The sequence below is a fragment of the Arthrobacter pityocampae genome (assembly GCF_002927275.1).
GTDB classification, from domain to species: Bacteria; Actinomycetota; Actinomycetes; order Actinomycetales; family Micrococcaceae; genus Arthrobacter_D; species Arthrobacter_D pityocampae.
Map to the genome: position 1 here is coordinate 151,538 of NZ_PRKW01000003.1, position 12,736 is coordinate 164,273.

9 protein-coding genes and 1 tRNA gene are annotated in these 12,736 nt (G+C 70.8%); 2 read left to right on the forward strand and 8 right to left on the reverse strand.

Annotated elements, in window-relative coordinates; all coding sequences use genetic code 11:
• Positions 1 to 27: 27 nt before the first annotated feature.
• On the forward strand, positions 28 to 1,272 hold the full coding sequence (locus tag C4K88_RS07205) for a multidrug effflux MFS transporter (RefSeq protein ID WP_438502338.1): 1,245 nt from the start codon (positions 28 to 30) through the stop codon (positions 1,270 to 1,272).
• Positions 1,273 to 1,342: 70 nt separating this feature from the next.
• Here C4K88_RS07205 and C4K88_RS07210 read toward each other — a convergent pair whose 3' ends face one another.
• The 6 genes from C4K88_RS07210 to C4K88_RS07235 all read right to left on the reverse strand — a co-directional run bounded on the left by C4K88_RS07210 (position 1,343) and on the right by C4K88_RS07235 (position 9,224).
• Entirely contained in the window at positions 1,343 to 2,857 is a 1,515-nt protein-coding gene (locus C4K88_RS07210; RefSeq protein ID WP_104120966.1) for an SDR family oxidoreductase, read from the reverse strand.
• A gap of 156 nt (positions 2,858 to 3,013) precedes the next feature.
• Positions 3,014 to 3,086: transfer RNA gene (locus C4K88_RS07215), tRNA-Asn, on the reverse strand.
• Between the two features lie 54 nt (positions 3,087 to 3,140).
• On the reverse strand, positions 3,141 to 5,099 hold the full coding sequence (gene dnaG, locus C4K88_RS07220) for a DNA primase (protein WP_104120967.1): 1,959 nt from the start codon (positions 5,097 to 5,099) through the stop codon (positions 3,141 to 3,143).
• Positions 5,100 to 5,183: 84 nt separating this feature from the next.
• Positions 5,184 to 6,467 (reverse strand): deoxyguanosinetriphosphate triphosphohydrolase, encoded by a 1,284-nt coding sequence (locus C4K88_RS07225; protein ID WP_104120968.1) that lies wholly within the window; start codon positions 6,465 to 6,467, stop codon positions 5,184 to 5,186.
• A gap of 70 nt (positions 6,468 to 6,537) precedes the next feature.
• A complete protein-coding gene (gene dusB / locus C4K88_RS07230; RefSeq protein WP_104120969.1) occupies positions 6,538 to 7,863 on the reverse strand; it encodes a tRNA dihydrouridine synthase DusB in 1,326 nt (441 codons plus the stop codon).
• The gene (locus tag C4K88_RS07235; RefSeq protein WP_104120970.1) at positions 7,860 to 9,224 is read right to left on the reverse strand and encodes a YibE/F family protein; all 1,365 of its coding nucleotides are present in this window, start codon (positions 9,222 to 9,224) and stop codon (positions 7,860 to 7,862) included. The genes dusB and C4K88_RS07235 overlap by 4 nt, the downstream gene beginning before the upstream one ends.
• Before the next feature lie 283 nt (positions 9,225 to 9,507).
• Between C4K88_RS07235 and C4K88_RS07240 the strand changes: the two genes are divergently transcribed.
• The gene (locus C4K88_RS07240) at positions 9,508 to 10,323 is read left to right on the forward strand and encodes a lysophospholipid acyltransferase family protein (protein ID WP_104120971.1); all 816 of its coding nucleotides are present in this window, start codon (positions 9,508 to 9,510) and stop codon (positions 10,321 to 10,323) included.
• A gap of 33 nt (positions 10,324 to 10,356) precedes the next feature.
• Here the strand turns inward: C4K88_RS07240 and C4K88_RS07245 are convergent, their stop codons facing one another.
• The gene (locus C4K88_RS07245; protein WP_104120972.1) at positions 10,357 to 11,268 is read right to left on the reverse strand and encodes a GNAT family N-acetyltransferase; all 912 of its coding nucleotides are present in this window, start codon (positions 11,266 to 11,268) and stop codon (positions 10,357 to 10,359) included.
• Positions 11,268 to 12,656: a glycine--tRNA ligase gene (locus C4K88_RS07250; RefSeq protein WP_104120973.1), complete on the reverse strand. Its 1,389-nt coding sequence runs from the start codon at positions 12,654 to 12,656 to the stop codon at positions 11,268 to 11,270. Before C4K88_RS07250 ends, C4K88_RS07245 begins: the two co-directional genes overlap by 1 nt.
• Positions 12,657 to 12,736: the final 80 nt, after the last annotated feature.

Below are 12,736 nucleotides of genomic sequence, written 5' to 3' on the forward strand. Positions count from 1 at the left end.
CGGCCGCACCCCGTTCCGTTAGGCAGTATCTTGAGCACCAGCGTGAGCACCATCACCCATCTCGGCGATTCCCTCTCCCGCCGCGAGAAGATCATCTACGTCGTCATCCTCGGCACCCTGACCGCGCTCGGGCCGTTCACCATCGACCTGTACCTGCCCGCCTTCCCCGCCCTGCGGTCGGATTTCGGCGTCTCCGAGGCGGCCATCCAGCTGACGCTCACGGGCACGATCATCGGGTTCGCGTGCGGGCAGCTCCTCGTCGGACCGCTGAGCGACAAGATCGGCCGTCGCCTGCCGCTCATCTTCGCGACCGCGCTGCACGTGGGCGCCTCTATCGCCGCGGCGTCCTCCGAGGACATCGACGTGCTCATGCTGTTCCGCGTGCTCCAGGGCGTCGGCGCCGCGGGCGGCGGCGTGGTCGCCATGGCGATGGTGCGCGACCTCTTCGGCGGGTACACGCTCGTGCGCATGCTGTCCTACATGGCGCTCGTCAACGGGATGGCGCCCATCTTCGCCCCCGTGATCGGCTCCCAGCTGCTGCTGCTGTTCCCCTGGCCCGGCATCTTCTGGTTCCTCGCCGGCTACGGCGTGCTGGTGATCGCAGCGGTGTCGCTGTTCATCGTCGAAACCCTTCCCCGGGAGAACCGGCGCCGGTCCGGCCTCACCGTCCTGCAGCGCTACCGGACGGTCCTGAGCGACCGCATCTTCATCGGCATCCTGCTGGTCGGCGGCATGAACTTCTCCGGGCTCTTCTCCTACCTGTCGGCGTCGCCCTTCCTGTTCCAGGGACCCTACGGACTGAGCGAGCAGCAGTACGGCCTGCTGTTCGCCGTCAACTCGCTCGGCATCGTCGCCGGCGTGCAGATCAGTGCGCGGGTCCTCCGGCGCGTCGGCCCGCAGTGGGTCATCGCGACAGCGACAGTCGTCCAGCTCATCATGGCGATGCTCATCATCGCCTTCGACCAGCTGGGGCTCGGCTTCTGGGGGACGGCCGTGCCGCTGTGGTTCTACATCATGGCGACGGGATTCATCTTCCCGTGCGTGCAGGTCCTGGCCCTCATCAACAACGGCGCGCAGGCCGGCACCGCGGCGTCGCTCCTCGGAGCGGTGACCTTCGGGACGGCGGGCCTGATCTCGCCGCTCGTCGGCCTGCTGGGCGAGGGTATCGAATCGGCTACCCCCATGGCGCTCGTCATGGCGACGTGCATCGCCGTGGGCGTGCTGTTCCTCTGGACGGTCGTCCGCCCGAGGACCGTCCCCGCCCTGCAGTAGCTCACTGCAGAAGCGGACTGCGGGAGCGCTACGGCAGCACGCTTGTGCACCGCGCTGCCGCGGGCCGGCCTCAGGCGGCTTCGGCCTCCGACACCGCCCCGGAGTCCGGCAGGGCCTCCGCCGTGGTGGCGATGTTACGGGCCATGGACTTGAAGATGAAGCCGTGGAAGGGCAGCACCGCCAGCCAGTAGAGCCGCCCGGAGAGCCCCTGCGGGAAGAACACAGCCCGCTGGTAGAACGAGCTGCCTGAGCCGTCCGGCTCCACCCTGAACTCGAGCCACGCCCGGCCGGGCACCTTCATCTCCGCCCGGAGCCGCAGGCTCCTGCCGCGCACGATCTCCTCCACCCGCCAGAAGTCCAGGGCCTCGCCCGTGAGCAGTTCCTTGGCGTCCCGCCGGCCACGCCGGAGCCCCACGCCCCCGGCGAGCTTGTCCATCCAGCCGCGGGCCGCCCAGCCCACGGTCCAGGAGTACCATCCGTTCTCGCCGCCGATCCCCTCGACGACGCTCCAGAGCTTGTCCGGAGACGCACTCGAGCTGTAGGTCTGGACGTCGGTGAAGACCGTGTGCCCGGCCCACTGGGGGTCCGACGGGAGCGGGTCGGCTGCGGAGTCCACCTGCGTCGCGCCCGCCCAGCTGGTCTCCACCTCTCCGCCGCGCATCTTTCCGAGGGCCAGGTCCACTGCGCGGCGATACCCGGTGAGGCCGCCCTCGGGCACGCCGATGTACTGGTCGATGTCGTGTTCGCTGGTGACGGCGTCGTGCTGGAGCGATTCGATGAGGGGCATGGCCATCGCCCGCGGGATGGGCGTGACGAGGTTGACCCAGTGTCCGGCGAGGCGAGGCGTGAGGACCGGCAGCGCGAGGATCTTGCGGCGCGGCAGCCCGGCGGCCTCGGCGTACTGGTTCATCATCTCGGCGTAGGTCAGCACCTCGCGGGACCCGAGGTCGAACGTCCGGTTCAGCCCTGCGGGGAGCTCGAGCGCTCCGATGAGGTAATGGATGACGTCGCGGACCGCGATCGGCTCGATGTGGTTCAGCACCCACTTGGGCGCCGGCATGACAGGGAGGACGTCGGACAGGTGCCGGATCATCTCGAACGACGCCGACCCCGACCCGATCACCACACCGGCCTGGAAGGCGATGGTCGGCGTACCCGAGCCGAGGAGGATCGTGCCCACCTGCGTGCGGGAGCGCATGTGGGTGGACAGCTCCACACCCTCGGGGTGGAGACCGCCGAGATACACGATGCGGTGAACCCCCGCGGCGGTCGCGGCCTCGGAGACGATCGTCGCGATGTCCGCCTCACGCGTGTCGAAGTTCCGCCCCGACCCCATGGAGTGGACGAGGTAGTAGAGCGTGTCGACGCCCTCGGTCACCCTGCGCATGACCTCGCGGTCCTGAAGGTCACCCTCCACGATCTCCACGGATGCGGCCCAGGGGACGTCCTTGAGCTTCTGCGGGGACCGGACGATGACGCGGACCCGGCGTCCCTCGGCGACGAGCTTCGTCACCAGCCGACCGCCGATGTACCCGGTGGCGCCGGTGACCAGGATGAGCTTGCCGTCAGGACCATCAGTGTTCATGGGAGAAGCCTACGCCTGCCCTCTGACAGATTTCTGGGGACGGCTGGCGCGAGCGCTCGACCTCTGCCAGACGGCACTGCGGGCAAGGGAGAAGGGCGGGGCAAAGGAAAAGGGCCGGTGACTTGGGGTACGAACCCCGTCACCGGCCCTTCGTTGCTCCTCCGACTGGACTTGAACCAGTAACCCTTCGATTAACAGTCGAATGCTCTGCCAATTGAGCTACGGAGGAAAGCGCGGTCTCTACTTTACATACCGCAGGCAGTGAAGTGAAATCGGCCCGGGCTCACTCCTCGCGGAGCTGCCGCCGCCGCATCTCGAGCTCCATCAGGTCCCGCTGCAGCTGGTTGTAGAGCGCCGGGTCGGCGGCCGGATCCATCCGCTGGAGCTGCCCGAGCTTCTCCGCCTTCTGCTGCGTGATCCGCAGTTCGGTCAGTCGGTTCAGGATGTCCCGGCAGTAGCTCACCATGGCGTCGGCGTCCTTGGCCGGCAACGGACGGACGGCCAGTTCGCTCACGAGGGGACGCAGCACGTCCGGCACGCCGTCCCGCACCGACTCCACCCAGCGCGACAGCTCCGTGCCGGCGGCACCCGCCGCGAGGACGGCGTTGTGGAGTGCCTCGTAGACCGGGACGGTGAAGTGGATCGTCGAGAAACTCTCCCACTGGGGCGCCGTGAGGAGCGTGGGCTGCTGCAGGACCACCTCGAGCGCCTCCCGCTCCATGCGGGCGATCGGGTCCCGGGGGTCGGGCCGCTCGAAGAACGGCTCGGAGGAGGGTGCCGCCCCGGCTCCGTCGGAGGCAGCGCTCCCCTGCTGGCCCTGCTGGCCCGGACTCCCCTGGCCCTGCTGCGCGTGCGGTCCCTGCTGGCGACCGCCGCGTCCGGTCGAGGACGAGTTCTCCCGCCGCGCCGCCGCGGACACCGCCCGGGCCACCTGGTCCTCCCCGACGTACTGCATCCCGAGCCAGCGGGAGAGCTCCCTCGTGTAGGTGGACCGCAGCGACACGTCACGGATCTGCGCGACGATCGGCGCGGCATGGCGCAGCGCCTTGACCTGGCCCTCCCCGGAGGAGAGGTCGAAGTTGGCGAAGGACGCCTTGATCGCGAACTCGAACAGCGGCCGGCGGTCGGCGATGAGCTCCCGCACGGCGTCGTCGCCCCGCCGCTGGCGCAGCTCGCACGGGTCCGCGCCGGAGGCCTCGACGGCCACGTAGGTCTGGGAGTTGAACCGCTGGTCCTCCTCGAAGGCGCGCAGCGCGGCCTTCTGGCCCGCGGCGTCGCCGTCGAACGTGAAGATCACCTCGCCGCCGGTGCCGTCGTCGGACAGGAGCCGGCGGGCGATCTTGATGTGGTCCGTGCCGAACGCCGTGCCGCACGTGGCGACGGCGGTGCCGACGCCGGCGAGGTGGCAGGCCATGACGTCCGTGTAGCCCTCGACGACGACGAGCTGCCGGTTCTTCGCGATCTCCCGTTTGGCGAGGTCGATGCCGTAAAGCACCTGGGACTTCTTGTAGAGCGAGGTCTCCGGGGTGTTGAGGTACTTCGGCCCCTGATCGTCCTCGAACAGCTTGCGGGCGCCGAAGCCCACGGTGTCACCGGTGATGTCGCGGATGGGCCAGATCAGGCGCCCCCGGAAGCGGTCGTAGAAGCGCCCGGCGTTGCTCGAGGAGGCGCTGAACATGCCGGTCAGCTTCAGCTCGTCGAGCGTGAAGCCGCGCCCCGTGAGGTGGGTGAGCAGGCCGTCCCAGCCCTGGGGTGCATAGCCGACGCCGAAGTGCGCGGCCGCGTCGCGGTCGAAGCCGCGGTCCTGCAGGAACTGGCGGGCGGTGCCGGCGCCCGGCGTGAGGAGCTGGTCGCGGAAGAACTCCGCGGCGATCTTGTGGGCGTCCAGGAGCCGCCGGCGCCGGCCGACGTCCTCGCGGCGCGGCCCGGTCCCGCCGTCCTCGTAGTGCAGTTCGAAGCCGATCCGCGCGGCGAGCTTCTCGACCGTCTCGCTGAAGGTGGTGTGGTCCACCTTCTGCACGAAGCTGATGACATCCCCGCCCTCGCCGCAGCCGAAGCAGTGGTAGGAGCCCATCTGCGGCCGCACGTGGAAGGACGGCGACCGCTCGTCGTGGAAGGGGCAGAGGCCCTTCCACGAGCCGATCCCGGCGGACTTCAGGGTGACGTAGGCCTCGACCACCTCCTTGATGTCCGTGCGCTGGCGTACCTCATCGATGTCTTCGCGTTTGATGAGTCCGGCCATGACCCCAGTTTAGGCCCGCCCCACCGACACTCCGACCGGTCCCGCGACGTATCGGGACCGGCGCGGACAGGCACCGGACACGACCTACCAGAGGGCCGGGACCGGACCGACGATGCGCTCGTGGAGGCCGAGGGCGGACACGTCGGTGAGCGAGGCGACCTGGTCGACGACGACGCGCAGGCGGGCGTCGTCGTCGGCGGCCTCCCGCCAGTCCGCGGCGAACATCGGCTCGAGGTGCCGGTCCCCGTCGGCGTGGATCTGCGCCACGAGGGACGCCAGGATCTCCCGCTGGCGCTCGTAGAGGGGCTGGCGGTGGTCCGTGGTCATCACGTACGTGGTGGCCAGGCCCTTCATCACGGCGATCTCCATGACCGTCTCCTCCGGGACCACCATCTCCGCGTTGTAGCGGGTCAGCGGGTCGGGCCCGTAGATGGACCGGGTGGACTGCATGGCGCTGAGGCAGAACCGGCCGATCAGCTGGCTCGTCATGTTCTTCAGCGCCGCCATGGACCGCCGGGTGCCGTCCGCCTCGCGCACCCAGACCGGAGTCCGCTCGAGCCGGGCGAGGGCGGCGTCGACGGCGGCCGGGTCGCTGCCCGGGAGGTACCACTGCTGCGTGTAGCCCACCACGCGGGCGCGGGCGTCGGCGCTGTCCATCCACTTCAGCTGCAGGTGACCGGCGACGATGGCGTCCTCGACGTCGTGCACGGAGTACGAGATGTCGTCCGCGAGGTCCATCACCTGCGCCTCGAGGCAGGAGCGTCCCTCCGGGGCGCCGTCGCGCAGCCACGCGAAGACCGGGAGGTCGTCGTCGTACGCGCCGAACTTCGTGGTGCGCCGGCCGCTGATGACGGGCGCGGCGGCGGCGGTCCACGGGTACTTGCAGGCGGCGTCGAGGCTGGCCCGCGTGAGGTTCAGGCCCGCGGGACCACCGTCCGCGGTGAGGACCTTCGGCTCCAGCCGTGTGAGCAGGCGCAGGGTCTGGGCGTTGCCCTCGAAGCCGCCGATGCCGTGGGCGAGGTCGTTGAGCGCGGACTCGCCGTTGTGCCCGAAGGGCGGATGCCCGAGGTCGTGGGCCAGGCACGCGGTGTCCACGATGTCCGGGTCGCAGCCGAGGGTCCTGCCCAGTTCCCGGCCCACCTGCGCGACCTCCAGCGAGTGGGTGAGGCGCGTGCGCACGAAGTCGTCGGTGTCGGGCGCGACGACCTGCGTCTTCGCGCCGAGGCGGCGCAGCGCCGACGAGTGCAGCACCCGCGCCCTGTCCCGCTCGAAGTCGGTCCGGTGGGAGCTCTTCGGCGGCTCCTCGACCCACCGCTCGGTGTCCGCGGCGGTGTAGCCGGGCGGGAGGGACGGATCGGGGAAGCTCATGATGCCTTTCTAGCGCAACGGGGAGGGAAATGCGTGCCGGTCCGAGCCGATGTGGGGTACGGGACGGCGGTCAGCCACCGGAGACGTCCACCTCGGCCGCGGCGATGTCCGCCTGCTGCGCCGCGTTGAGGACGCGGCCGTCGAGCCAGTGCTCGGGCAGCGCGGTCCGCTTGGGTGAGCCGGCGCGGCCGCGGGGCCCCTCGGCGTCCTGCCCGGGGTACGGGGAGTCCTTGTCGAGTTCGTCCAGGAGCCCGCGCAGCACCTCGAGGGTGGGCACGGTGGCCAGCCTGGCCCGGAGGTCCCCGCCCACGACGTAGCCCTTGAAGTACCAGGCCATGTGCTTGCGGATGTCGCGCAGCCCCATCATCTCGCTGCCGAAGGTCTCCACGAGGAGTTCGGCGTGCCGGTACACGGTGTCGGCCACCTGCCCGAGACCGGGCCGGTGCCGGGAGGAGCTGCCCTCGAAGGCGTTGACCAGGTCCCCGAAGAGCCACGGCCTGCCCTGGCAGCCGCGTCCGATGACGACGCCGTCGACCCCGGTCTGGTGCACCATGCGGACGGCGTCCTCGGCGCTCCAGATGTCCCCGTTGCCCAGCACGGGGATGTCCGGCAGGGCCTCGCGCAGTTCCGCGATGGCGTTCCAGTCGGCCTTGCCGGAGTAGAACTGGGACGCCGTGCGTCCGTGGAGGGCGACGGCGGCGACCCCGCTGTCGCGCGCGATCCTGCCCGCCTCGCGGAAGGTGAGGTGGTCCTCGTCGATGCCCTTGCGCATCTTGATGGTCAGCGGGACGTTGCCCTTGGACGCCTCGCGCACGGCGGTCTGCACGATGCCGGTGAAGAGGTCGAGCTTCCAGGGCAGGGCCGCTCCCCCGCCCTTGCGGGTGACCTTCGGGACGGGGCAGCCGAAGTTCAGGTCGATGTGGTCCGCGCGGTCCTCCTCGACGAGCAGGCGGACGGCGGCGCCGACGGTCCTGGGATCGACGCCGTAGAGCTGGACGGAGCGTACGGCCTCGTCGTCGTCGTGCGAGATGATGCGCATCGACTCGGGGCTGCGTTCGACGAGCGCACGGGAGGTGACCATCTCGGAGACGTAGAGACCGCCGCCGTACTCGCGGCAGAGCCTGCGGAACGCCCTGTTGGTGATGCCGGCCATGGGGGCGAGGATCACCGGCGTGTCCACGGTGATGGGGCCGAGGGTGAGCGGCGGCAGATCGAGTCTCGGCGCGCCGACGGGTGCATCGGGGAGAGCATCCGCGGGGTCGCCGTGGCCGGGATCGCCGGAGGGGACGGGGAGGGTGGGAACTGCGGTCACCCCTCCATTGTCGCAAGCACCCGCAAATCCGTCGGTTCCCGCACGCCTGCGCTCCCGGGCCGCCCGGCGCCACGCGTTCGTCATTCGCCCGGCTCCGCGCCGCGGGCCCGACGTTCGCCGAGCGCCACGAGCCGCTCTCCCGGCGCGAGGGGTCCTGTGCCGCCGGCGATCGGAACCGTCGCCCCCTCGCCGGGGACGTCGTCGTGCCGGCCGCGTGCGGACCTCGGGCCCACCGCCTTGACCACCAGCACCGCGATCAGCGTGGTGAGCGGGATGGCCAGGACGAGGCCGATCGAGCCCACGAGGGTCCGCACCACCTCCTCGGCGAGTTCGCCGCTCGTGAGGGTGTCGATCAGGGCGCGGTCGTAGAGGGAGACGAGGATCAGCACGGGCAGCGCAGCCCCCGCGTAGGCGAAGGCGATGGTGTAGACGGTGGAGGCGATATGGTCGCGGCCGATCCGCATGGCGGAGCCGAAGAGCCGACGCCCGGAGGTGTCCGGGGCGAGCTCGTACAGCTCCCAGACGGCCGAGGACTGCGTGATCGTCACATCGTTGAGGACACCGAGGCCGGAGATGATGAGACCGCACAGGATGATCGAGGAGATGGACAGCTCGTCCGAGGCGTTCACGAGCGCGTACGCGCTGTCGTCGCCCACCCCGGTCAGGTGGGCGGCGTCGGTGGACCAGGCCGCGAGGCCCGCCGTGACGGCGAGGCCGAAGACCGTCCCGAGCAGGGCCGTCGAGGTGCGCGCGGAGAAGCCGTGCGCGAAGTAGAGGACGCCGTACATGATCGCGATCGACCCGACGAGGCCCAGCAGCAGGGGCGGCGCGCCCTCGACAAGCCCGGGCAGGATGAACTGCGCCAGGACCAGGAGGGCACCGACGAGTCCGATCATGGCCCGCAGGCCCCGCCAGCGGGCCACGGCGATGACGACGACGGCGTACAGGACGGCGAGGGCGACGATCGGGACCGAGCGGACGAAGTCGACGAACACGTAGGGCGCCGCCCCGCCCTCCACGACGGACGCCAGGTCGAGGTAGCGGATCTCGTCGCCCGGCTCGACGGCCCCGGTCATCGCGAGCTCGGGTGTCACCTCGACGGGGACCGGCGCACCGCCGCGGGCCGGCTGCGTGAAGGCGATGGTGCAGGTGAGCGCCGTGCCGCCGGCGTCGACGGTCGGCTGGGAGGACGGGCAGTCGGCCTCGGCGACCTCGCGGACGGTGCCGCGGTCGAAGCGGACGCCGTCCGCCGTCGCGTACGGATCGGCGACGCTCACCGAACTGCGGTCCCCGCTCGGCCACAGGAGCATCATGGCGACGAGGGTGACGAGGCCCAGCGGGACGAGGATGGCCGAGAGCAGGAGCGTGGCCCGGCGCCGCGCGGCGATCGCGGCGACGGACGGCTCCGCGCTGCTGACGTGCTGGTGGCTGAAGCCCACGGGCATCCTCGATGGTCGGGGTGGTTGGATGGTGCGGTGCGCCGGGCACCGCCTGCGATTCTACGCAGGGACCCCGCCGGCACGGAGGCCCCGCCCGGGGCGGAGAGGTGGTGCGCAGTGAGGGAGGCAGTACCCCCGGCTCAGGACAGGGACCCCGTGCTCTCGATCGACATCACCGCGTGATTGCCGCCCCTGCAGCGCGGGCCCGCCCGTCCGGGGTACAAAGAGTACACAGAGAACACCCGTGGGTCCTCCCGCGGCCGCCGAGGGCAGGAAGAAGGATCAGAGCATGGGATGGAAGCCGCGGCAGAACGACCGCATGTACCGGTTCGTCGTCTACGCGGGCAAGACCGCGTTCGCGGCCCTGAGGCTGCCGGTCACGGTCACCGGGACCGAGAACCTGCCGGCCTCGGACCCCCTGAACGGGCGCTCGCGCCGCGCCGTCCCCGGGCACGGCGCCGTCGTCGCCATCACCCACTTCGGCTACCTGGACTTCGCCCTCGCGGAACTCGTGCTGTGGAACCACGCCCGCATCCAGGCGCGCTACATGATCTCCAGGCGCGCGGCGGAGCACTGGTTCGTCAGCCCGTTCGTCTTCGGCCTCGGCCACGTCATCACGGACCGGAAGGCCGGCGCGGCAGCGTACGACGACGCCCTCGCGAAGCTGCGCGCCGGCGAATATGTGGCGATCCTCCCCGAGGCCGGCGTGTCCCGCAGCTACACCGTCCGCGCGCTCAAGACCGGCGCGGTGCGGCTCGCGGCCGAGGCCGGCGTGCCCGTGATCCCCGTCTCCGTGTGGGGCTCCCACCGGCTGCTGACCCGCGGCCACGGCTTCTCGGTCCGGCGCGCCTGGAAGTCCCCCGTCCGCGTCCACATCGGTCCCGCCATCCACCACGCACCGGGACTCGACGTCACCGAGGAGACGGAGGAGCTCCGGAGGGAACTCCAGGAGGGCATCGAGACGTGCATCGCCGACTTCCCGGTGACCCCGGAGCCGGGCGCCTGGTGGATGCCCGCGCACCACGGCGGCGGCGCCATGACCGTGGACGAGCGGGAGGCCGCGGACCTCGCGGACCTGGAGGCCGGCCGGCACGACCGCGGCTGACCGCGTGCACGAGCCCCCGGGCCGAGGAACAGGTCAGGCCGTCGCGACGACCAGCGTCTCCGGCCCGGCGAGCCGCGCCGCACCCGTGGCCAGCAGGGGGTCGACGACGGCGGCGAGGGCCTCCATCGCGTCGTCGACCTCCAGCTGGATGGGGTACTGGTGCACGAGCATCGCAATCAGGGTGGCGACGGCGGCCTGCTGCTCCTGCGGCGGCAGCGTCGTGTCGTAGCCGAGCAGCACGTCCGCGGGGTCGTCCGTCCGGGCCTGCGTGTAGCTGACCGCGAAGGCCGCGATGGTCCCGCCGTCGGCCTTCGGCCGGTCCCGTAGCACAATCGCTCCGCCTGCGCCGCTGGCGTCCCCGAGGAACAGCTGCTGGGCGCGGCCCAGGCTGATGTCCGCCCGGTCCCAGGCGTGGACGGACGCGTAGAAGGCCGCGAGGGCGCGCGTGAGTTCCACGGATCCGGTGGCCGCCTCCTCCAGCTGCGGCCCGGCGGCGTCGTCGAAGGCGGGCGCCGCGAGGGCACCCGGGGCGACGGTGACGAGCCGTGAGCGCTGCAGGGCGCCGAAGCCGGTGGCCGCGGCGAACGCCGCGCCGGTGGTGCCGGGCGACACCTTGGACCGCAGGGCCGTGACACCGGACGGTGACGCCGCGGCCTCGTGCTGCAGCATCGTCAGGAGCGTCGAGCCGACGCCGGTGCGCCGGTGGTCCTCGGCGACCTCGATGTAGCACCAGAGCCGGTCCGGGTGGAGGGCCGCCCCGTACGCGCAGCCGGCGGCCACGGGCACGCCCTGGTCGACCGCCGTGATGCAGCGGTTCCAGGGGCTGTCCGACGACGGGCGGAACGAGCCGCGGAACTGCTCGGCGGCCGTTGATTCCGGGCCTCCCCAGAGCTGGAGGAGCTCGAGGTCGTCCCCGTCCTGCCAGGCGCGGTACTCGAGGGCCATCAGGCGCCGATCAGGCGCTCGGCGAGGTAGCCCTGCACCCTGTCGAGGGACACGCGCTCCTGCGCCATGCTGTCGCGCTCGCGGATGGTCACGGCCTGGTCCTCCAGGGTCTCGAAGTCCACGGTGATGCAGAACGGTGTGCCGATCTCGTCCTGGCGGCGGTAGCGGCGGCCGATGGCGCCGGCGTCGTCGAACTCGATGTTCCAGGACTTCCGCAGCTGGGCGGCGAGGTCCTTGGCCTTCGGGGAGAGGTCCTCGTTGCGGCTGAGCGGCAGGACGGCGGCCTTGACGGGCGCGAGGCGCGGGTCGAGCTTCAGCACGGTGCGCTTGTCCACGCCGCCCTTGGCGTTGGGAGCCTCGTCCTCGGTGTACGAGTCCACGAGGAACGCCATGAAGGAGCGGGTCAGGCCCGCGGCGGGCTCGATCACGTACGGCGTGTAGCGCTCGTTGGTGGCCTGGTTGAAGTAGCCGAGGTCCGTGCCCGAGTGCTTCGAGTGCGTGGACAGGTCGAAGTCCGTGCGGTTCGCGATGCCCTCGAGCTCACCCCACTCGGAACCGGCGAAGCCGAAGCGGTACTCGATGTCCGTGGTGCCCTTGGAGTAGTGGCTGAGCTTCTCCAGCGGGTGCTCGAAGAGGCGGAGGTTGTCGGGGGCGATGCCGAGGTCGGTGTACCAGGAGAGCCGCTGCTCGATCCAGTACCGGTGCCATTCCTCGTCGGTGCCCGGCTCGACGAAGAACTCCATCTCCATCTGCTCGAACTCCCGCGTACGGAAGATGAAGTTGCCCGGGGTGATCTCGTTGCGGAAGCTCTTGCCGATCTGACCGATGCCGAACGGCGGCTTCTTCCGCGCCGTGGTGAGGACGTTGTTGAAGTTCACGAAGATGCCCTGCGCCGTCTCGGGGCGGAGGTAGTGCATGCCCTCCTCGGAGGCCACCGGCCCGAGGAAGGTCTTCAGGAGCCCGGAGAACTCCTGCGGCTCCGTCCACTGGCCGCGGGTGCCGCAGTTGGCGCAGGAAATGTCCTTCAGCCCGTTCTCCGGGGCGCGGCCCTTCTTCTCCTCGTACTCCTCCTCGAGGTGGTCGGCACGGTAGCGCTTGTGGCAGGAGAGGCACTCGACCAGAGGATCGCTGAAGACGTCGACGTGCCCGGAGGCCTCCCAGACCTGGCGGGGAAGGATGACGGCGGAATCGAGCCCGACGACGTCCTCGCGGCCGCGCACCATGGTCTGCCACCACTGCCGCTTGATGTTCTCCTTGAACTCGGCGCCGAGCGGCCCGTAGTCCCAGGCAGAGCGTGAACCGCCGTAGATCTCCCCCGACTGGAACACGAAGCCGCGCCGCTTGGCGAGCGAGATGATGGGGTCGAGTGCTGACTTGGCTGCTGCCATGGTGTGTCTCCAGTTCTGGGCAGGCCGCTGGGTGCGGTCCGCTGGTGGGGGTCGCGTGGATCGGGCGATCCGGCCCGGTG

What these genes read in the sequence shown, in the direction of transcription:
- C4K88_RS07210 (WP_104120966.1), bottom strand. Translation starts at nt 2,857, where the DNA reads ATGAACACTGATGGTCCTGACGGCAAGCTCATCCTGGTCACCGGCGCC.
- dnaG (WP_104120967.1), bottom strand. Translation starts at nt 5,099, where the DNA reads ATGGCCGGACTCATCAAACGCGAAGACATCGATGAGGTACGCCAGCGC.
- C4K88_RS07225 (WP_104120968.1), bottom strand. Translation starts at nt 6,467, where the DNA reads ATGAGCTTCCCCGATCCGTCCCTCCCGCCCGGCTACACCGCCGCGGAC.
- dusB (WP_104120969.1), bottom strand. Translation starts at nt 7,863, where the DNA reads ATGACGAACGCGTGGCGCCGGGCGGCCCGGGAGCGCAGGCGTGCGGGA.
- C4K88_RS07235 (WP_104120970.1), bottom strand. Translation starts at nt 9,224, where the DNA reads ATGCCCGTGGGCTTCAGCCACCAGCACGTCAGCAGCGCGGAGCCGTCC.
- C4K88_RS07240 (WP_104120971.1), top strand. Translation starts at nt 9,508, where the DNA reads ATGGGATGGAAGCCGCGGCAGAACGACCGCATGTACCGGTTCGTCGTC.
- C4K88_RS07245 (WP_104120972.1), bottom strand. Translation starts at nt 11,268, where the DNA reads ATGGCCCTCGAGTACCGCGCCTGGCAGGACGGGGACGACCTCGAGCTC.
- C4K88_RS07250 (WP_104120973.1), bottom strand. Translation starts at nt 12,656, where the DNA reads ATGGCAGCAGCCAAGTCAGCACTCGACCCCATCATCTCGCTCGCCAAG.